The organism is Fuscibacter oryzae (assembly GCF_016765795.1).
Classification (GTDB): Bacteria; Pseudomonadota; Alphaproteobacteria; order Rhodobacterales; family Rhodobacteraceae; genus Fuscibacter; species Fuscibacter oryzae.
The window spans coordinates 169,054-188,474 of the sequence record NZ_JAESVP010000002.1; the positions used below are offsets into that span (position 1 = coordinate 169,054).

Genomic DNA, 19,421 nt, shown 5'->3' on the forward strand with positions numbered 1-19,421 from the left:
CCATGCTTCTGGCCATCGACTGCGGCAACACCAACACCGTCTTTTCCATCTGGAACGGCGACCGTTTTCTGACGACATGGCGTATCGCCACCGACCACAAGCGCACGGCGGATGAATATTTCGTCTGGCTGTCGTCGCTGCTGATGCTGACCAAGACCGAGGCGCATATCACCGAGGCCATCATTTCCAGCACCGTGCCGCGCGTGGTCTTCAACCTGCGTGTGCTGTGCAGCCGCTATTTCGATTGCCGCCCCCTTGTGGTCGGCAAGCCCGAATGCCATCTGCCTGTGGCGCCCCGCGTCGATCAGGGCACCACGGTCGGGCCAGACCGGTTGGTGAACACCGTGGCGGGCTTCGACCGCCACGGCGGAGATCTGATCGTGGTCGATTTCGGCACCGCAACCACGTTCGACGTGGTAGATACGGACGGAGCCTATGTCGGCGGGGTCATCGCGCCCGGCGTCAACCTGTCGCTGGAGGCATTGCACATGGCCGCCGCCGCGCTGCCGCATGTCGATGTGACGAAGCCCGCCAAGGCCATTGGCACCAACACCGTCGCCTGCATGCAGTCGGGCGTTTACTGGGGCTATATCGGCCTCGTCGAAGGAATTGTGCGCGAGGTCCGGCGTGAACGGGACCGCCCATTGAAGGTTATCGCCACGGGCGGGCTTGCTGCCCTTTTTGCCCAAGGCACCGACCTTTTTGCTTCCATCGAGGACGACCTGACAATGCACGGTCTGGTCCTTATCAACGAGTTCAACAAGGAAACCTTATGAGCAACGAACGCCTGATCTATCTGCCCCTTGGCGGTGCCGGCGAAATCGGCATGAACGCCTATGTCTATGGCTATGGCGCGCCCGGCAAGGAACGGCTGATGCTGGTCGATCTGGGCGTCGCCTTCCCTGATATGGATGGCAGCCCCGGTGTCGATCTGATCGTGCCCGACATCGACTGGCTGGTTGATAATGTCGATCGGCTGGACGGCATCATCATCACCCATGCCCACGAAGACCATATCGGCGGGCTGGCCCATCTGTGGCCGCAGTTGAAAAAGCCGGTCTATACCCGCAAATTCACCGCCGCCATCGGCCGGTTGAAGTTTGAAGAGGCGGGCCTGCCGCAAGACGCGATCCACACGGTCGAGGCGCGGCCCGCCGTGGTGCAGATCGGCCCCTTTGCCGTGCAGTTCATGCCCGTCAGCCACTCGATCCCCGAAAGCGCGATGCTGGTGATTGATACGCCCGCGGGCCGGGTGATTCACACCGCCGACTTCAAGCGCGACCCCACGCCGATTGTGGGCGAGGGCTGGGACGATGCCGCCATGGCGGCCCTTGCTGCCGAAGGCCCGGTCAAGGCGGTGATGTGCGATTCCACCAACGTCTTCTCGCCGCTGCCCGGCCGGTCGGAATCGACGCTGGCCGAACCAATTGCCGAATTGATCCGCGCCCAGCCGGGCATGGTGGTGGCGACCACCTTCGCCTCGAACGTCGCGCGGCTGAAGACACTGGCCGAGGCGGGCGTTGCCGCCGACCGCACCATCTGCCTTCTGGGCCGCGCCATGCGCCGCATGGTTACTACGGCGCAGGAAACCGGGGTTTTGACCGGCTTTCCCCGTACCGTCAGCCCGGAAGAGGCGATTGAGCTGCCGCGTCGCAACCTGATGCTGATCGTCACCGGCTCGCAGGGAGAACGGCGCGCGGCATCGGCGGCGCTGTCGCGCGGCAAATATCTGGGGATCGAGTTGAAAGAGGGCGATACCTTCCTGTTCTCTTCGAAAACCATTCCGGGGAATGAGCGCGATGTGTTGAAGATCGTGAACGCCCTGTCGGAAAAGGGCATCGAGATTGTCGATGACAACAACGGAAAATACCATGTTTCCGGCCACGCCAACCGCCCGGATCTGGAGGCGGTGCATCGCCTGTTCCTGCCGGACATGCTGATTCCGATGCACGGCGAACACCGCCACCTGCGCGAACACACCCGCCTTGCGCATGAGGCGGGCCTTGCCTCGACCGTGGCGACCAATGGCACGATGCTGGATATTTCCGGCGATGTGCCGGTGGTGGTTGAGCGGATTCAGACCGGCCGCGTTTATGTCGATGGCACGGCACTGGTGGGGGCGATGGACGGCGTGGTGCGCGACCGGATTCGCATGGCGCTGAACGGGATGGTGATGGTCACCGTCATTCTTGATGAGCAAGATGAGCCCTTGGGCGAGGCCTGGGTGGAACTGATGGGCCTTGCCGCCACGGGCTTGGGCGACCGCCCGCTGGCTGAAACCATGGAACAGGAACTGACCGAGTTTCTGGAAGGTGCGGGCGGCAAGGTGCTGTCCGACGATGATAAGCTGGACGAGGCGCTGAAGCGCATTGTCCGTCAGGTCGCCATGGAAGAGATTGGCAAGAAGCCAGAGGTGCGGGTGGTGATCAGCCGTCTGGCGACGGAGTAAACTGCTTGAAACCCTGCGCCTGCCCTGTAAATTCACTTTACAGGGCAGGGGGGCTGCATGGCCATTCAACCAACCATCGGCACGCGGCTGCGCGAAAGGCGCGCGGCCCTTGGGTTGAAACAGGCCGATCTGGCCGACCGTGCGGGAATTTCGCCCAGCTATCTTAACCTGATCGAACACAACCGCCGCCGCCTGCCGCCCGAATTGTTGGACCGGCTGGCTGCGGCCTTGGGATTGGCGGCAGAGGCCTTGCAGAAAGGCCCCGGTGGCGCATTGGTGGATGATCTGCGCGCGGCGGCAGCGGCCACCACAGGGCCAGAGATGGACGGGATTGAGGATTTCGTCGCCCGCTATCCCGGCTGGGCCGCGCTGCTGGCGGGCCTCAATGCCCGCGTCACCAGCCTTGGCCGCACGGTCGAGGCGCTGAATGACCGCATGACGCATGATCCTCATCTTTCGGCCAGCCTGCATGAAGTGCTGTCGGCCACCGCCTCGGTCCGGTCCACCGCCGCCATTCTGGCCGATACCGAGGATCTGGAACCCGAATGGCGTGACCGTTTCCTGCACAACCTGCATCAGGACAGCGAGCGTCTGGCCGTGGGGGCCGAGGCGCTGGTGACCTACCTTGACAGCACCGGGCAAGAGGTGGAGCTGGGCATCGCCTCGCCGCAGGAGGAGGTCGAGGCCTGGGCCGCCTTGCGCAACTGGGACATGACCGCCGGCACCGATCAGGCCGAGGCGCTGGCCAGCCCCGCCGCCCGCCATCTGGCCGCCGCCATGCTGGCACAGGCGGCAGAAGATCGCCGCGCCGTGCCCGATGACGCTTTGCGGCAGTCGCTGGCCGCGACCGGCGCGGACCCGCTGGCCCTAGCTGCCCGCGCCGCAGCCCCCGTTCTGGCCGCATTTCGCCGCCTTGCCTTGCGCCCACAGGCCGAGGCGGGGCTCGTGATCTGCGATGCCTCGGGCACGCTGACCCTGCGCAAACCCTTGGCCGGGTTCGCCCTACCACGCTTTGGTGCGGCCTGTCCCTTGTGGCCGCTGTTCGCGGCCCTTGGCCGCCCGGCCACCCCGGTTGAGGCGGTGATTGAAACCCCCGGCCCCCAACCCCGCCGCTTTCGCGCGCGGGCGTGGTGCCAACCGCGTCACCCGCAGGGCTTTCGAGGGCCGGAACTGCGAGAGGCGGCCATGCTGATCCTGCCCGAACCGCCCCACAGCTTTGGCCCCCAGCCACCCTTGCCCGTCGGTTCCACCTGCCGGATTTGCCCGCGCGATAGCTGTGCCGCCCGGCGTGAACCGTCGATCCTGTCGCTGTAGGGCGCAGCGGGATTGTGCCAAGCCATGGCCGGGCGGATCAGGAAACGCATTGCGTTTCCCCGCCCGCGCGAGCGGATTCAGCAACAGTCGGCTCCACGCGCAATGCAAAAGGCCAGTGCCTGCCCCGGCGGGCGAGAAGCGCCCGCCGATGGCGGGGCGGGCGCTGGCCGGGCCTTTGCGGCCCGGCGGTGCAATTTGCCGCTGGATGGCATGGCGAAGGCGATGGCCTTCGCCAGATCACAGACGGTGATAGTTGGCCCACCCCAACCAGATCACAGTCTTTTGACAGCGCGCGCATTTCCGCCGATAGTCGGGCCACGGGGCAGGGGGAACGCGAATGGCAGGGCAAGTGCTGCTCATCGAGGATGAGGCGAACATTGCCGAGGCGATCCGCTTTCTGCTGACCCGCGATGGCTGTCAGGTCGAGGTGATCGGCGATGGCCTGACAGCCTTGCAACGCCTGCGCGGCGATTTGCCCGATCTTGTCATTCTGGACCTGATGTTGCCCGGCGCCAGCGGTCTGGACATTCTTGCCAGCCTTCGGGCCGATCCGCGCGGGCAGGGTCTGCCGGTCCTGATGCTGACCGCCAAGGGGCAAGAGCGTGACCGTGACGCTGCCGAGCGGGCGGGCGTGTCGGCCTTCATGGCCAAACCTTTCGCCAATGCCGACATGCGCGCCAAGGTGCGGCAGTTGATGGGGCAGGGCTAGGCCGATGCGCCGCCCGCGCCAACCGTTGTTTCTGGCCCGCGCCAGCTATCGCCGCCGCCGGTTGCGGGATGCGGCGCGGCTGTTGCCGGTGGTGGGGGTGTTCTTGCTGATGCTGCCGCTGCTCTGGCCGCAGGGCGGGGCGGGCAGTGCGGTGATCTTCGTCTTTGTCGTCTGGGCGCTGCTGATCGGGTTTGCCGCCGTGCTGGCCCATGGGCTTGATCAGCCGGAAACCCCCAGCGCCGCCGGGGACGACTGATGCCTTTCGACATCCTTGTCCTGTCGTGCTTCGTCTATGTGATCTTCCTGTTCGCTATCGCCTTTTTTGGCGAGCGGCGGGCACAACTGGGCGGCATGGGGTTTTTGCGGTCCCCGACCGTCTATACCCTGTCGCTGTCGATCTATTGCACCGCCTGGACGTTTTACGGCGCGGTCGGCTATGGCGCGCGGTCGGGGATCGAGTTCATGACGATCTACCTTGGCCCGACGCTGGTGTTCGTCGGCTGGTGGTGGATCCTGCGCAAGCTGGTGCGGATTGGCCGACAACAGCGCGTTACCTCGATCGCTGACCTGATCTCCTCTCGCTATGGCAAGTCGAATGGCTTGGGCGTTCTGGTCACGCTGATCGCCGTGGTGGCGGCAACGCCCTATATTGCGCTGCAATTGCAATCAGTTACGCTGTCATTCGCTGTTTTTTCCTCGGATCAGCCCGAAGGCTGGGCCACGCCGATCCGCGCCTCTACCGCCTTGTGGGTGGCGGGGGGGCTGGCGGTCTTTACCATCCTGTTCGGCACCCGCAGGCTGGATGCCAAGGAACAGCACCACGGCATCGTCATCGCCATTGCGGTCGAGGCGGTGGTCAAGCTGGTGGCGCTGGTGGCGGTGGGCAGCTTTGTGGTCTGGGGGCTGGCGGGTGGCCCCGGTGCGGTGATTGACCGGATCGAGGCGGTCAACCTGCAAGGCTGGCAGTTGCAGCCGGGCCGCTGGGTCGGGCTGATCGCGCTATCGGCGGCGGCGGTGATCTGCCTGCCGCGGATGTTTCAGGTGCTGGTGGTGGAAAACGTTGATGAGCGCCACCTTGCCCGCGCAAGCTGGGCCTTTCCGCTCTATCTGTTCGCGATGTGCCTGTTCATCCTGCCCATCGCCATGGTGGGGCTGGAACAGATGCCCGCCGATACCAACCCCGACATGATGGTGCTGACCCTGCCGCTTGCCCACGGGCAGGGCGCGTTGGCGATGCTGGCGTTTCTGGGCGGGTTTTCCTCGGCCACGTCCATGGTGATCGTGGAAACCGTGGCGCTGGCGACGATGCTTTCGAACCATGTCATCATGCCCTTGTGGCTGCATCTGCGGCCCGAGGCGACACGATCCGCCGACCTGCGCGGCGGTATTCTTCTGGCGCGGCGGCTGTCGATCATCGGGGTGCTGGGGCTGGGGCTGGCATATTACCGGCTGTCGGGCGGCTCTGCCGCGCTGGCCGCGATGGGGCTGATCGCCTTTGCCGGCATGGCGCAGGTGCTGCCCGCGCTGCTGGGAGGCATCTTCTGGCGCGGGGCCAGCCGGGTGGGGGCCATTCTGGGCCTGCTGACCGGCTTTGCCACCTGGGGCTGGACACTGTTTCTGCCCAGCTTTGGGCAGGATGCCGTCATTCCCGCGCAGGTCTTTGCCCTTGGCCCCTTTGGCCTGTCATGGCTGCGCCCCGAGGCGCTGTTCGGCACCGCGGCGATGGACCCGCTGATCCATTCCATTTTCTGGTCGCTGGCCCTGAACACCGCCGCGTTCTTTGCCGGTTCCATCCTGTCTTTCCCCGATCCGGTCGAACGTATTCAGGGGGCCGCCTTCGTCAACGCCTTTGATGCCGAGGCGCAGGGTGGCCGTCTGGGCTGGACCCATGGACAGGCCGAGCCGGAGGCGCTGCTGAACCTCGCCCAGCGGATTTTGGGCGAAGAGGCGCTGACCTTTTTCGAAACTGAAGCCCGCGCACAGGGGAAGGAAGGCTATCTGCCCGACATGACCCCCGCCTTCCTGACCGAGCTTGAACGCCGTCTGGCCGGGTCTTTGGGGGCAGCAACCGCCCACGCCATGATCAGCCAGTTGTTCGGGCGCGCCACGGTGACGGTCGAAGACCTGATGGCCGTGGCCTCCGAGGCGGCGCAGATCGCCGAATATTCCGCGCGGCTGGAATCGAACCAGACCGAACTGACCCGCACCGCCCGCCAGTTGCGCGAGGTGAATGAAAAGCTGACCCAGCTTTCGGTGCAGAAGGATGCGTTCCTAAGCCAGATCAGCCACGAACTGCGCACGCCGATGACCTCGATCCGCGCCTTTTCCGAGATTCTGACCGAGGGCGATCTGCCCGCCCCGCAGGTGGCCGATTATGGCCGGATCATCCATGAAGAGGCCAAGCGCCTGACCCGGCTGCTGGATGACCTGTTGGATCTGTCGGTTCTGGAAAACGGCGCGGTGCAGTTGAACCTTGGCCTTGCCCATCTGGGAGAACTTTTGGACCGTGCAGCGGCAGTGGCCAGCCAGACCCGCCCCGACCGCGCCTTTCGCATCGAACGCGATGTGACCACCGAAGAGATTTACCTGCGCACCGATGCCGACCGGCTGGTGCAGGTGTTCATCAACCTGATTTCCAACGCCCGGAAATATTGCGAGGCGAATCCCGGCGTGTTGCGCATTGCCATCCGCCATCGCGCGGGTCGCGTCACGGTGGATTTCATCGACAACGGGCGCGGTATTCCCAAGGAAAAGCAGGCGCTTATCTTTGAAAAGTTCGCCCGCCTGACCGACCAGACCAAGGCGGGCGGGGCCGGTCTGGGTCTTGCGATCTGCCGCGAGATCATGGCCAACCTTGGCGGCACCGTTGCCTATCTGCCGGGCCAGCGCGGCGCGGCTTTCCGTGTGACGCTGCCCCTGCGGTTGGAACGCAGCGCGGCCTGACGCAGCCCTTGGTTGTAAACCATTCGGTAAGCTCGTTGCCCTAGGCTTTCGTCAGGGTTGCAGGAAAGGGCGCAGAATGGCTGAGATGAGCGTGATCCGGCGAAAGCTTGCGGCAGCGCGGGCGGCGATGGCCGAAGGCACGCCGGGGGCCGACCGGGGCTGGCGGCTCGCGCTGGCCCGCGCCGCGCGCGATGCGATGAAGCTGCCGCTGGAGGTGCCGTCGCTGCGCCTGTCGCGCGCCTCTTTGGCCGAACTGTTGGAGATGCCCGCAGACCGTGCCCTGTTCGCGGTGCTGGAAGGGCCGGCAGAGGGGATGGGGCTGTTGGTCATCTCGCCCCCCATCCTGCAAGGCATGATCGAGCAGCAAACTTTGGGCCGGGTGCAGTCCCACGCCGCCAGCCCGCGCAAACCCACCCGCACCGATGCCGCCATGGTTGCGGGCCTGATCGATGCCGCCCTTGTCGGGCTGGAACAAACCCTTGCCCAAGAGGCCGATCTGGTCTGGGCGGGCGGGTTTCGCTATGCCAGCTTTCTTGACGATCCGCGCCCCCTTGGCCTGCTGCTGGAAGATTTCAGCTACCGCATTCTTCAGGCAGAGGTGTCGCTGGCCCATGGCGTCCGCACGGGTCAGGTGCTGCTGGCCCTGCCGGCCGAAGGACGGGGCGCGATGCCAAGCTATCCCGCGCCCGAAACGCAGGACGATACCGACGCTCCCGCCTTTGCCAGCGCGCTGGCCGAACGGGTTGAGGGCGCCACATCCGAACTGCAGGCCGCGCTGACCCGGGTGACGCTGCCCTTGGCCACAATAATGTCGCTGCGCGTGGGCGAGGTGATGGCCCTGCCGACCGCCGCGCTGGATCATATCAGCATCGAAGGGACCGATGGTCGAACCGTCGGGCTGGCGAAACTTGGCCAAAACCGCGGAATGCGCGCCCTGCGCGTCACCCGCTCTGTCGGGCAGGACGGCACGGCGACCGGGCAGGCAGAGGTGCAGGCTGGTAACCTGATTGTGCCGATGGCCATGCCCGAGCAGATGCGGCAGGCGGGTTGAACCTGACCGCGGCCACCCATCACTGGTCGTGGCAATAAAGGCCTCTCCCCGGACGGTGCGTCTCCTCCCTGCTATGGGGAGGAAACATCGACGGCTTAACCCTGCTCGGCCGCAGCCTCGATCAAACCGCGCAGCGGGGCGTGGTTGTAACCGAACCTCGCGGTGTTGGCGATCATCTCATCCACCGGCAGCTTGCCCGCGTTCATCAGCATCCAGACAATCGCGCTGCGGTTGCCCGACGCGCAATAGGTGAACACCGGCCCGGTCGCCCCGGCCACCGCCTGTTCCTGCACGGCCACGTTCTCGGCCGTCATGGCACCCGGCAACACCGGGTTGATGACAAAGGTCAGCCCCAGCGCCTCGGCCGCCGCCTTCATCGCCTCGGCCTGCAAGGGCGTGGGAATTTCGCCATCGGGGCGGTTGTCGATGATGGTGGTGTAACCGGCCGCCTTCAGGGCGGGCAGGTCCGAAGGGTCGATCTGGGGCGAGACGGCGTAATCGGGGGTAAGCGCGCGGATTTCCATGGCACTCCTGCGGGATGTCAGCGTTTCAATGCGCCGGGACAGCGCGGGTGCGGCGACCATACCCGCGACCATTGCCAGAAGAAAGACCAGACCGCCCAGCCCGCCGTAAGTGGCCGAGGCCAGCGCTGGTCCGGGGCACAGACCCGCCAGCGCCCAGCCCATGCCGAACAGCACTGCGCCAATTACCAGCTTTGGCCCCACCTCGGGCCGGGGCGGTTCGGGGAAGGGGCCGCCCAGAACCGGATGGTACATGCGTGCAGCCACCCGCCAGGCAACTGCCATCGGCACGATTGCCCCGCTCATTACAAAGGCCAGCGTCGCATCCCACTGGCCGAACACATCCAGCCAGCCCTGCACCTTCAACGTGTCGGTCATCCCCGACACCCACAGCCCCGCGCCAAAGATGGCACCGGCCAGCGCGGCAAACCCCGTGCGCCGCATCAGATCACCCCAAAGCCGTGGCGCAAGACCGCCACCGTGATGCCGCCCGCCAGCACATAGAACACCGTCGCCACGATGCCGCGCAGCGACAGGCGCGAAATGCCGCACACGCCGTGGCCCGAGGTGCAGCCGTTGCTGACCCGCGTGCCCACGCCCACCAGCAAACCACCCAACACGATCACCAGCCAGTTGCCGGTCAGATGCGTCGCCCCGCCAAAGGCCAGCGCCAGCAGGCCCGGCACCGCGACCACCCCGGCGACAAAGGCCGCCCGTTCTGCCCATGTGCCCCAGCCGCTGCCATCTACCAACCCGCCAAGGATGCCAGACATCCCCATCACCCGGCCATTCACCAGCAGATAAAGCGCCGCCGCGCTGCCGATCAATAGCCCGCCGCACAGGCCCCAAACCCAGGATGCCAGCATCATTTCCCCCTTACAGCCCGTTCACCGGCACCTTCAGATAACTTGTCCCGTTGTCCTCTGGTTCCGGCAAATGCCCCGCCCGCATATTGATCTGCAAGGACGGGATGATCAGCCGCGGCATCGCCAGCGTCGCATCGCGCTTTTGGCGCAGGGCCACAAAATCTTCGCGCGTGTGGCCCGCGCCGACATGCACGTTCAGTGCCTTTTGCGCACCGACGGTGGTTTCCCAGGCAAAGTCCTCGCGCCCCGGTGCCTTGTAGTCGTGGCCGACGAAAATCCGCGTCTCCTCTGGCAGCGTGAGGATCTTCTGGACCGAAGCCCACATCACCTCTGCCGATCCGCCGGGAAAATCGCAGCGGGCCGTACCGAAATCGGGCATGAACAGCGTGTCGCCGACAAAGGCCGCATCGCCGATCACATAGGTCAGGCAAGCGGGTGTGTGGCCGGGGGTGTGCAGGACCTCGCCGCGCAACTGGCCGATCATCACCACATCGCCGTCACGGAACAGTCGGTCGAACTGGCTGCCGTCACGCTGAAACCTTGTGCCTTCGTTGAAAATCTTGCCGAAGGTTTCCTGTATCACGGTGATGCGGTCACCGATGCCGACCTTGCCGCCCAGCCGCTCTTGCAGATAGGGCGCGGCAGACAGGTGGTCGGCGTGAACATGAGTTTCCAAGATCCACTCTACCTTCAAGCCCTGCGCCGTCACCCAATCGGCCACGGCATCGGCCGACCGGGTATCGGTGCGCCCCGAGGCATAGTCGAAATCGAGCACCGAATCGATGATCGCGCAACTGTTGCCTTCTGGGTCGCGCACGACATAGGTGATGGTGTTGGTTGCTTCGTCGAAAAAGCCCTGCACGGCAGGGGTGGCGGTTCGGGGCATGGCGGCCTCCATGGTCTGGCGCAGTATCTCAGGCATATGCGGCCTTTGTCATGCGATGATTGATGCAGGTCAAGGAAAGCAATTCACCCTCTGGTTACCGTGCCTGCAAGAGAAGGAGTTTGCCATGACAACCGTCGCCCAAAGAAAGCAGCAGTTGCTTGACCGGCTTTCGGCCCTGCAAAACCGGCTGACCGCGGTGGAGGCCGAAATCGCGACCCACGACGAAAAGGACTGGGAAGAGCAGGCGACAGAGCGCGAAGGCGATGAGGTTCTGGAATCCATCGGCCTGAGCGGGCAGGCCGAAATTCGCCAGATCGAGGCTGCGCTGCACCGGATCGAGACCGACGACTACGGATTTTGTGCTAAATGCGGGGCAGAGATCGGTCAGGAGCGGCTGGACGTGCTGCCGCAAACGCCGTTCTGCCGCAGCTGTGCCAACTGACCAAACGGGGGAGAGATGCGATGAAAACCAACAGCGAAATCGAAGCCATGGCCAAGGCTGCCGGAGAGGTGACAGCGGCGGCTTTTGCCGGTCAGGCGGCAGGGCTGGGGCTGTTGCTGGCCGAAATGCAGGCGCTGGCGCAGATGATGCCGGGCAGCACGGCGCCTTTGCCGGAACGCGATCAGGCCGAGATCGAGGCCGATTTCGACAATATGCCCGTCTGAACCTGCCCGGTCTGAGGCCGGGTCTGAAACAGACCCTCTGGATTGCCCGCCCCTACGACAGGGCAATCCCCATCACCACCGCCATCAGCCCCAGTGCGGAAACGCCCAAGGCCCCCAGGTTCAGCATCACCACCCGTTGCAGCCGGGCGCGCAGCGCGTCATCGGGCAGGCCCGCCTTGCGCAGCCGCATCGCCAGCACGATGCACCACACCAGACCGGCAATGCCCGCCAGCGTCAATGCCGCGCCGATCCAGATCAGAAGTCCCATAGCCACCCCCATTGGAATTTTCTTCGCCTAACCGCTTGCGCAGGCCCGCGCAAGCGGCCTTGCCCCGCTTGCGCGGGCCTGCCCGGAAAGGGTAGGGAAGGCCCGAGCAGTTTTCATCCCAGAGGCCAAGATGTCCGATCCCTATAATGTCACCGCTGACGAGCTGAAGCAGTTCATCGAACGCTTTGAACATCTGGAGGCGGAAAAGAAAGATCTTGCCGAACAGCAGAAAGAGCTGATGGCAGAGGCCAAGGGCCGCGGCTATGACACCAAGATTCTGCGCAAGATCGTCGCGCTGCGCAAACGCCAGCCCGATGACATCGCCGAGGAAGAGGCGGTGCTGGAACTGTACAAGCAGGCCCTCGGGATGCAGTGACGCCCCTCATGGCCCCATTCAGGGCGCCATGAAATCCACGCCGTCCATTCCGGCAATCTCGGCCACATCGGCCTCGTACAGCGCGTTGAGGTGGGCAACCACCTCATCCGTCCAGCCCGGCATCTCGATGTTCATGTTGATCCGCTCTGGCAGGGCGAATTTGTCGAGGAAGGCCGAAACCACCCGGCGGCGTTGCAGGATGTTCTGCGGCGGATGCTTGTCAAGATAGGCGCTCAGCCGCACCATCCCTTCGCCCGACATCAGCGTGGCCAGCAATTCATCCTCGCCGGTCAAGGGCACATCGGCAGGCAGGCCAGAGACGGCGCGCAGCACCTCTGGCCAGATCAGCGGCGTATCCTCATCGCACCACACGGTCAGGGGCGCTTGCGGGTTGGCGTCGCGGATGCGCCGGATCACCACCGACCAGCGCAGCGCGAACAGATCGGTGCCCTCCATGAAAGCCTCATAGCTTTCGGGTTTCAGCCGGTCATACAGCAGCGGCACAAAGGTGGCCGGGCTGCGGATCGCCAGATGAAATTCAGCGTCTATCTGTGGGAATATCTGTGAGAACGCCCGCACCCGGCCCCCGGCCGAGGGGTAAAGCGACTTTTTCATCGCCCAGGTCGGCAGCGCCATGAAACTGTCCCATGACAGGATCAGCCGGTCGGCCTTGTCCTCCGCCATGATCTCTTCCAGAATCAGCGCCTGTTCTTCAATCGTCGCCGCGTCGCCCTTCAGCCGGATCGCGGTGTCCCGCAAAAGGGCGCGAAACCGGCGGGTGGGCGGCACGGCAATGGAATGGTCGGCCAGCGCATCGCGGTTGGCCAGCAGACATTTCAGCAAGCGCTCCTCATCGGTGAAATGAGCGCCAAGATGATAGACGATCCGCATCCTGCCCCGGTCTTTCTTGTTCTTGCTTTGGCCGGAATATACCGGGTTTTCTGGACAGGGGAACCGCCTTCCTGTAAGCCGCGCCCATGGATACCCAGCAAAACAGTCGGATAATCCCCTTTGCCCTGCGCTGGAACGGCTGGGCGGTCGGGGCCGTGGTGCTGGCGGTGCTGATTGTGGCGCCGATGCTGGCGGTCTTGTGGATCGCCCTTCATCCGACCGAGAATATCTGGCCGCATCTTCTGGCCACGGTCCTGCCGCGCTATTTCGGCACGACATTGGTGCTGATGACCGGGGTGGCGGTGCTGGCGGGGGCGGCGGGCACCGGGGCGGCCTGGCTGATCACGATGTACCGCTTTCCCGGGCGCGACATGCTGGCCTATGCGCTGCTGTTTCCCTTGGCCATTCCGGCCTATGTCGGGGCCTTCGCGCTGGTCGATTTTCTGGATTATTCCGGTCTGGTGCAGACCTTCCTGCGCGCCACCTTTGGCTGGACCTCGGCGCGCGACTACTGGTTTCCGCAAATCCGCACCAACTGGGGGGCCATCGTGGTGCTGGCCTCGGCGCAATATCCTTATGTGTATCTGCTGACGCGGGCGGCGCTGCGCGAACAATCGGGCGGCATGTATGAGGTGGCGCGCGCCCTTGGCCTGAATGGCTGGGGTGTGTTCTGGCGGCTGGGCCTGCCCTTGGCGCGGCCCGCCATTGCCGCCGGGGTGGCGTTGGCGATGATGGAGACGGTGGCCGATTTCGGCACGGTGCAATATTTCGGGGTGCAGACCCTGACCACCGGCATCTTCACCACCTGGCTGGATGGCGGCAATCCGGGCGGGGCGGCGCAGATTGCGGGCGTCATCCTTGTTCTGATCCTGACCCTTGTGGCCATTGAGCGGTTCAGCCGCCGTAACGCCCGGTTTCACCGCCCCTCACGCGCGCCGCGCCCGATTGCGCCGGTGCGGCTGACGGGGGGACAGGCGGCCATGGCTTGGGTGCTGTGCGTCATCCCCTTTGCCGTCGGTTTCCTGTTGCCGGTCGGCGTGATGGGCCTGCATGCCGTCAAACGGCCCGAAGTCTGGCTGGAGCCGGGGCTTTTGGCGGCGGCGGTCAATACGGCGGTGGTTGGCGGCATCGCAGCGGTGCTGACGGTCGCGGCGGCGTTGTTTCTGGTTTACGCCGTGCGCATGGCGGGGCGGGGCACCGCGCGGTTGGTGCTGCCGGTCACCACCCTTGGCTATGCCGCACCGGGTGCGGTGCTGGCGGTGGGCATCCTGATTCCGCTGGCAGCCCTGGACCACAAACTGGCCGATGGCTGGCTGGCGTTGACGGGGCAAGAGCCGGGGCTTTTGCTGACCGGCACCTCTGCCGCCATAGTGCTGGCCTATGTGGTGCGGTTCTTCGGCATGGCGCAAAGTGCCGCCGACACCGCCTTTGGCCGCATTCCGCCCAGCCTGCCCATGGCGGCGCGGTCTTTGGGGCAGACCAATGGCGGCACCTTGCGCCGGGTTTACCTGCCGATGATGCGTGGCTCGGTTGCCGCCGCGCTGCTGGTCGTCTTTGTCGAATGCGTCAAGGAGCTGCCCGCGACGCTGCTGCTGCGGCCCTTCAATTTCAACACGCTTTCGACCCGCGTTTATGAGCTTGCCAGCCTTGAAAAGCTGGAAGAGGCGTCGCCTGCCGCCCTTGGCGTTGTGGCGATGGGCCTTCTGGCGGTGGCCTTGCTGGCCCATAACAGCCGTGACCGCTAGCTCCCTTGCACTGATGCGTCGGGCTTGCTACATCACCCCTCGCGTAGCCCCTATAGCTCAGCTGGTAGAGCGCTAGTTTTGTAAACTAGATGTCGGCGGTTCGATCCCGTCTGGGGGCACGCGCAACTTCCCTGCTGAGTCTTGCCCGCCACAGTGCCAACCCCATATCGGGTAGGTTCAACTTTCCGCTACCCGATCCCTCGCGCTATGGCCTAGTGTTGGGCCAACCACCGGCGCACAGACACCGGGGCTAGAGGCAGAACAACAATCAGCAAGGAGGGAGCGAATGCGCTGCCCATTCTGCGGCAATATCGATACCCAGGTGAAGGACAGTCGCCCGGCAGAGGATCACGTCTCGATCCGCCGCCGCCGCTTTTGTCCGGCCTGTGGTGGCCGTTTCACCACTTATGAACGTGTGCAGTTGCGCGATCTGGTCGTCATCAAATCCAGCGGCAAGCGCGAGGATTTTGACCGGACCAAGCTGGAACGTTCGATCCGCATCGCGCTGCAAAAACGCCCCATCGATCCCGACCGCATCGACCAGATGATTTCCGGCATCGTGCGGCGTCTGGAAAGCCTTGGCGAAACCGACATCTCCTCCAAGGTGATCGGCGAGATCGTGATGGAGTCTCTGGCCCGGATCGACACCGTTGCCTATGTGCGCTTTGCCAGCGTTTACAAGAACTTCCAGGCCGCTGACGACTTTGACCGTTTTGTCAGCGAATTGCGGCCCTCGCCTACCAGCGACGAGTGAGCGACCGGCAGACAGATGAAACCCACATGGCCCACGCGCTGCACCTTGCGGCGCGTGGGCTTGGCAATGTCTGGCCCAATCCGGCGGTGGGCTGTGTGCTGGTCAGGGAGGGCCAGATCGTCGGGCGCGGCTGGACCCAGCCGGGCGGTCGCCCCCATGCCGAGCGTCGCGCGCTGGATCAGGCGGGCGGCGCGGCACAGGGCGCCACCGCCTATGTCACGCTGGAGCCTTGCGCCCATTATGGCCACACGCCCCCCTGCGCCGAAGGGCTGATCGCCGCTGGTATCGCCCGCGTGGTCACCGCCCTGACCGACCCTGACCCCCGTGTTGCGGGGCGCGGCCATGCCATGCTGCGCGCGGCAGGCATCCGCGTGACCGAAGGCATCCTCTCGGCGCAGGCCGCCCGGTTGAACGCAGGCTTCCTGCGCCGGGTTACCGAAACGCTGCCCTTCGTCACCCTGAAACTCGCCACCACACTTGATGGTCGCATCGCCACCGCCACAGGCGACAGCCGCTGGATCACCGGGCCAGAGGCGCGCCGCCACACCCACCTTTTGCGCCTGACCCATGATGCGGTGATGGTCGGATCGGGCACAGCCCTGGCCGACGATCCCGACCTGACGGTGCGCGACCTTGGCGCACAGCGTCAGCCGGTCCGCATCGTGCTCGATAGCCGCCTTTCGCATTCTCCCGACAGCCGCCTTGGCGGCAGCGCGCGGCAGGTGCCGGTCTGGATGGTCCACGGCCCCGATGCGCCTGCCACCGCCCGAGCCGGCTGGGCCGCCACCGGCGCCGAATTGATCGAGGTTGCAACCGACAACGGCCACATTGCCCCCCGCGGCGCCCTGACTGCACTGGCCGCCCGTGGCCTGACCCGTATCCTGTGCGAAGGCGGCGGCCAGCTTGCAGCCTCCCTTGTCCGCAACGGTCTTGTTCAGGACGCTGCCCTTTACACCGCAGGCGCGTTGATCGGCGGCGACGGGCGCGCGGCGCTTGGTGCGCTGGGGCTGACCCGGTTGGCCGAAGCACCGCGCCTGACACTGCGCGAGGCCTGCCGCCTTGGCCCCGATACCTTTACCCTATGGTCATTCGGCTGAAACAGGGCGGGGGGCGAAGTGCCCCCGCTGCCAACGCTTTCACCAATGCCCGGTGTTGCCCATGCTGGCCCAAGGTTCAGCCGGGGTCAGCGCCGCGCCTTTTTGCAACAGTTCAATCGATACATTGTCGGGGCTGCGCACAAAGGCCATGCGACCATCGCGGGGAGGGCGGTTGATCGTGACACCATTGGCTTGCAAATGGGCGCAGGTGGCGTAGATGTCATCGACCTCATAGGCCAGATGGCCGAAATGGCGGCTGTCCGACGGCAGGCTCGCATCGCCGTCCCAGTTCCAGGTCAGTTCAACCGGGCAGTCGGGCTGACCGGGCGGCGCCAGAAAGACCAGCGAAAAGCGGCCCTGTTCATTGTCATAGCGCCGGGTCTCCTCCAGCCCCAGCAGGCGATAAAAAGCCATAGATTTTTCCAGATCCAGCACGCGGACCATGGTGTGCAGATAGCGGATGGTCATGGAATATGCCCCTTTCAGTTTTGCTGGTCCCAAGGCTAGCCGCCATGGCCGGGGAAGGCGAGGGGGGATCAGAAGGTCGATCGGATGCCCAGCCGCAACTCTGCCTTGCGCGTGGTCAGCGCGGGGATGTTGGAATTTGTGCCGCTCAACACCAGGCCGACTTCGGGGGCAAAGCCCATGTAATCGACCTTGCTGATCAGCGCCGTCACACCCAGCCGTGCGTTCACGTCCTGCCGGGTGGCGAGGCCGGGCAGGGCGCGATCATACTGTGCCAGACCCAGCGTCGCAAAGGCGGACAGTTCCACCCCCAGAACCGGAGCGGCGCGTTGCCAGTCCAGCCGCAGTTCGCCCTCTCTGCGGGCAATCGCGGCAGAGTCGGATTGAACGGTGCCCAGCGTCAAGCGGCTGGCCCAACGGTCGCCCGCCTCGCTGGCCCAGATCCAGCCCACGCCGCCGCCGATTTTCTGCGAGGATCGGATATCGCTGTCCTTGCGCCGGGTATCGGTCACTTCCAGCGCCAGTGACAGGGCGTGGCGCTCGTCCATGCTGCGTTGCAGGCCAAAGGACAGTTGCGACCAATCGGCCAGCGCCGCGCCGCCCTGCCAGTCGCGCCCGATCCGCAGGGTAGAGGACAGCACGCTTTCACCAAACCGCCTGTCATAGCCCGCAGACAGCGACAGGCCAGAGGTGGCATAGTCGCTGGCGCTGGCATCGGGCACCTGCGCGCGCGCGCTTTCGGACAGAATATAGCGCGTGCTGTCTGCCGAAAGGCCAAGGGTGAAACCGGCCTCCTTGCCTGCGGGCAAACGCCAAGTCAGATCGCCTCCGACGCTGAAGCCAAGGCCCGACAGTGGCACGGCATCGGGGTTGACGAATTCGATGCCGCCGACGACCAGCGTGTTTGAGGTCGGGCCATCATTCACGTTCGATGATGGAAACGCCCCAAAAGACAGCCGCGCCTTCAACGGGTTGCGACTGCGGACATAGGTGAAATCGCGCACCGCGACGGCGCGGGCGCGCGCGTCGGGGGCCAGTTCGGTGGCCCGGCGCAGCCAGAATTGCGCCGCCGTCCGCCGTCCGTCCGAAGCCAGTGCCTGCGCCATCGCCAGTGCCGCACCAAAGCGGTCCTCGTCGCGGGTGGCGACGCGTTCGGCGTGGCGGGCGGCTTTTTGCGCGGCCTTGAAGGCGCCCAGATCGCGCTCGGCCCGCGACAGCACGATCAGCGCCACCACATCATCCGGGTCGCGCTGCAACAGGGCAAGGGCGGCGGCACGGGCAGCCGTGGCCTGCCCGTTCTGGACCAACTGTATGGCCAACGCGCGCCCTTGGCCGATCGAAAGCCGCGTTTCCGCCGTTGCGCCACAGGCCAGCGCCACCACCAGCCCGGCCACGCCCAAAAGGCGCGCCGTAGCCCGCATCATGGGCGCGTCGCGATCAGGATGCCGGTCTCTCGCATCGTGTTGCCGTTGGCACCTGCGCCTTCGCCCTCGAACACGATGATGCCCGCAATTTCGGTACCATTGGTCCCGCCGATCACGGCAGACCAACTGCCAGTGCCCAGTTCGGTCGTGACAGTCCGGTTCACCACGGTGCCGCCGCTGATCTTGCCGTTGGCCCGGTCAATCTCGCCCGCAGCAAAGGTTACATAATCGTTCATCGGCCCGATCAGAGATCCGTCTTCGGCATAAAGGTTGCGCCCGGTGATGGTGCCGATCACTGCGCCCACGCCGTCAAAATCGCCAAAGTCCAGCGACAGGTTGGAGCTGCCCGTTATATATTGCACGCCCACCGGGGCCGTCGCGCTGGCGTCGAACGACCGGACGGCGGCATATTCGCCGGTGAAAGTGTATTCGCCGGTCGAGGGCAGGTTGACGTTTCCTGTCCGCCGCACCGCCGCGCCGCCGGTTCCCGGCGTTACATAATCGCCGGTCTGGAAGGCCCCGCCCTCTACTGCGCCGGAATCCGACCGGCGGAAGACGGCATAGTAATTAAGGTCGCCGGCAACATTCTCGTATCGGCCAAAGCCCGTCGCGCCCAGCCCACCCTGCCGCGCATAGACCGCCTGGCCATTGGCCGCCGTCGCGCCGTCGAACGGGATGTTGTTGACCACCAACTCATCTTTGCCCGCATCATAGGCCATGGAGTTCATCGTCAGCGCTGCGTTCAGGGCAGTTCCGTATTCGGCATTGCCCGAATTGTCTCCCGACCCGCTGTCGGGATTGCCCGTGAACGGGTTCCCGCCACAACCTGTCAGGCCGATGGCTGCCACCAGCATCGCGCGTTTCACAAACATTTACTGCCCCTCGCAATTTTTCGTGAATTTGCCGTGAAAGCCCCTGAAAGTCAAAGAGGATCGCCCGCCGCCTTGCAATCGCACCCCAGTGTCGCGCCTGTGCATCACGCTTTCCATGGTGGTT

At 65.0% G+C, this 19,421-nt stretch carries 21 protein-coding genes and 1 tRNA gene; 14 read left to right on the forward strand and 8 right to left on the reverse strand.

Features of this window, described 5'->3' with window-relative positions:
- The first annotated feature begins 2 nt into the window (after positions 1–2).
- The 7 genes from JI744_RS04010 to JI744_RS04040 all read left to right on the forward strand — a co-directional run bounded on the left by JI744_RS04010 (position 3) and on the right by JI744_RS04040 (position 8,466).
- A complete protein-coding gene (locus JI744_RS04010) occupies positions 3–776 on the forward strand; it encodes a type III pantothenate kinase (protein WP_202658414.1) in 774 nt (257 codons plus the stop codon).
- Positions 773–2,449: a ribonuclease J gene (locus JI744_RS04015; RefSeq protein WP_202658415.1), complete on the forward strand. Its 1,677-nt coding sequence runs from the start codon at positions 773–775 to the stop codon at positions 2,447–2,449. The genes JI744_RS04010 and JI744_RS04015 overlap by 4 nt, the downstream gene beginning before the upstream one ends.
- 57 nt (positions 2,450–2,506) lie before the next feature.
- Positions 2,507–3,763 carry a helix-turn-helix domain-containing protein gene (locus JI744_RS04020; RefSeq protein ID WP_202658416.1) on the forward strand — a complete coding sequence of 419 codons (1,257 nt, stop codon included), beginning with the start codon at positions 2,507–2,509 and terminating at the stop codon, positions 3,761–3,763.
- Positions 3,764–4,100: 337 nt separating this feature from the next.
- Positions 4,101–4,472 carry a response regulator transcription factor gene (locus tag JI744_RS04025; RefSeq protein ID WP_202658417.1) on the forward strand — a complete coding sequence of 124 codons (372 nt, stop codon included), beginning with the start codon at positions 4,101–4,103 and terminating at the stop codon, positions 4,470–4,472.
- Positions 4,473–4,476: 4 nt separating this feature from the next.
- The gene (locus tag JI744_RS04030; protein WP_202658418.1) at positions 4,477–4,728 is read left to right on the forward strand and encodes a hypothetical protein; all 252 of its coding nucleotides are present in this window, start codon (positions 4,477–4,479) and stop codon (positions 4,726–4,728) included.
- Positions 4,728–7,415, forward strand: coding sequence for an ATP-binding protein (locus JI744_RS04035; protein ID WP_202658419.1), 2,688 nt, complete (start codon positions 4,728–4,730; stop codon positions 7,413–7,415). The genes JI744_RS04030 and JI744_RS04035 overlap by 1 nt, the downstream gene beginning before the upstream one ends.
- Positions 7,416–7,491: 76 nt before the next feature.
- Positions 7,492–8,466: a FliM/FliN family flagellar motor C-terminal domain-containing protein gene (locus JI744_RS04040; protein WP_236019244.1), complete on the forward strand. Its 975-nt coding sequence runs from the start codon at positions 7,492–7,494 to the stop codon at positions 8,464–8,466.
- A gap of 95 nt (positions 8,467–8,561) precedes the next feature.
- Here the strand turns inward: JI744_RS04040 and JI744_RS19385 are convergent, their stop codons facing one another.
- Genes JI744_RS19385 through JI744_RS04060 form a run of 3 tightly spaced genes read right to left on the reverse strand, consistent with a single transcriptional unit; the run spans position 8,562 to position 10,775 of the window.
- A complete protein-coding gene (locus JI744_RS19385; protein WP_407927496.1) occupies positions 8,562–9,431 on the reverse strand; it encodes a DUF6691 family protein in 870 nt (289 codons plus the stop codon).
- Complete coding sequence (locus JI744_RS04055) at positions 9,431–9,853, reverse strand: YeeE/YedE family protein (RefSeq protein ID WP_202658420.1); 423 nt, start codon at positions 9,851–9,853, stop codon at positions 9,431–9,433. Before JI744_RS04055 ends, JI744_RS19385 begins: the two co-directional genes overlap by 1 nt.
- A 10-nt stretch (positions 9,854–9,863) precedes the next feature.
- A complete protein-coding gene (locus tag JI744_RS04060) occupies positions 9,864–10,775 on the reverse strand; it encodes an MBL fold metallo-hydrolase (protein ID WP_407927497.1) in 912 nt (303 codons plus the stop codon).
- Between the two features lie 88 nt (positions 10,776–10,863).
- On the opposite strand from JI744_RS04060, the gene JI744_RS04065 reads away from it, so the two are divergent.
- Together JI744_RS04065 and JI744_RS04070 are read left to right on the forward strand one after the other, a co-directional pair.
- Entirely contained in the window at positions 10,864–11,181 is a 318-nt protein-coding gene (locus JI744_RS04065) for a TraR/DksA family transcriptional regulator (RefSeq protein WP_202658421.1), read from the forward strand.
- Positions 11,182–11,201: 20 nt separating this feature from the next.
- Positions 11,202–11,405, forward strand: coding sequence for a hypothetical protein (locus JI744_RS04070; protein ID WP_202658796.1), 204 nt, complete (start codon positions 11,202–11,204; stop codon positions 11,403–11,405).
- 52 nt (positions 11,406–11,457) lie between these two features.
- Here JI744_RS04070 and JI744_RS04075 read toward each other — a convergent pair whose 3' ends face one another.
- Positions 11,458–11,673 carry a hypothetical protein gene (locus tag JI744_RS04075; protein ID WP_202658422.1) on the reverse strand — a complete coding sequence of 72 codons (216 nt, stop codon included), beginning with the start codon at positions 11,671–11,673 and terminating at the stop codon, positions 11,458–11,460.
- A 130-nt stretch (positions 11,674–11,803) separates the two neighbouring features.
- On the opposite strand from JI744_RS04075, the gene JI744_RS04080 reads away from it, so the two are divergent.
- On the forward strand, positions 11,804–12,049 hold the full coding sequence (locus JI744_RS04080; RefSeq protein WP_202658423.1) for a DUF2312 domain-containing protein: 246 nt from the start codon (positions 11,804–11,806) through the stop codon (positions 12,047–12,049).
- Between the two features lie 18 nt (positions 12,050–12,067).
- On the opposite strand, the gene JI744_RS04085 is transcribed toward JI744_RS04080, so the two are convergent.
- The gene (locus tag JI744_RS04085; RefSeq protein ID WP_202658424.1) at positions 12,068–12,940 is read right to left on the reverse strand and encodes a hypothetical protein; all 873 of its coding nucleotides are present in this window, start codon (positions 12,938–12,940) and stop codon (positions 12,068–12,070) included.
- An 86-nt stretch (positions 12,941–13,026) separates the two neighbouring features.
- On the opposite strand from JI744_RS04085, the gene JI744_RS04090 reads away from it, so the two are divergent.
- The 4 genes from JI744_RS04090 to ribD all read left to right on the forward strand — a co-directional run bounded on the left by JI744_RS04090 (position 13,027) and on the right by ribD (position 16,536).
- Entirely contained in the window at positions 13,027–14,685 is a 1,659-nt protein-coding gene (locus tag JI744_RS04090; protein WP_202658425.1) for an ABC transporter permease, read from the forward strand.
- 46 nt (positions 14,686–14,731) lie between these two features.
- A tRNA-Thr gene (locus JI744_RS04095) sits at positions 14,732–14,804 on the forward strand.
- A gap of 167 nt (positions 14,805–14,971) precedes the next feature.
- Positions 14,972–15,439, forward strand: a complete 468-nt coding sequence (gene nrdR / locus JI744_RS04100; RefSeq protein ID WP_202658426.1) for a transcriptional regulator NrdR — start codon at positions 14,972–14,974, stop codon at positions 15,437–15,439.
- Positions 15,436–16,536, forward strand: a complete 1,101-nt coding sequence (gene ribD / locus JI744_RS04105; protein WP_328756837.1) for a bifunctional diaminohydroxyphosphoribosylaminopyrimidine deaminase/5-amino-6-(5-phosphoribosylamino)uracil reductase RibD — start codon at positions 15,436–15,438, stop codon at positions 16,534–16,536. Before nrdR ends, ribD begins: the two co-directional genes overlap by 4 nt.
- A gap of 39 nt (positions 16,537–16,575) precedes the next feature.
- Here the strand turns inward: ribD and JI744_RS04110 are convergent, their stop codons facing one another.
- The 3 genes from JI744_RS04110 to JI744_RS04120 all read right to left on the reverse strand — a co-directional run bounded on the left by JI744_RS04110 (position 16,576) and on the right by JI744_RS04120 (position 19,297).
- Entirely contained in the window at positions 16,576–17,004 is a 429-nt protein-coding gene (locus JI744_RS04110) for a VOC family protein (protein WP_202658428.1), read from the reverse strand.
- Between the two features lie 68 nt (positions 17,005–17,072).
- Positions 17,073–18,425, reverse strand: coding sequence for a hypothetical protein (locus JI744_RS04115; protein WP_202658429.1), 1,353 nt, complete (start codon positions 18,423–18,425; stop codon positions 17,073–17,075).
- The gene (locus tag JI744_RS04120; protein ID WP_202658430.1) at positions 18,422–19,297 is read right to left on the reverse strand and encodes a hypothetical protein; all 876 of its coding nucleotides are present in this window, start codon (positions 19,295–19,297) and stop codon (positions 18,422–18,424) included. Before JI744_RS04120 ends, JI744_RS04115 begins: the two co-directional genes overlap by 4 nt.
- Positions 19,298–19,421: the final 124 nt, after the last annotated feature.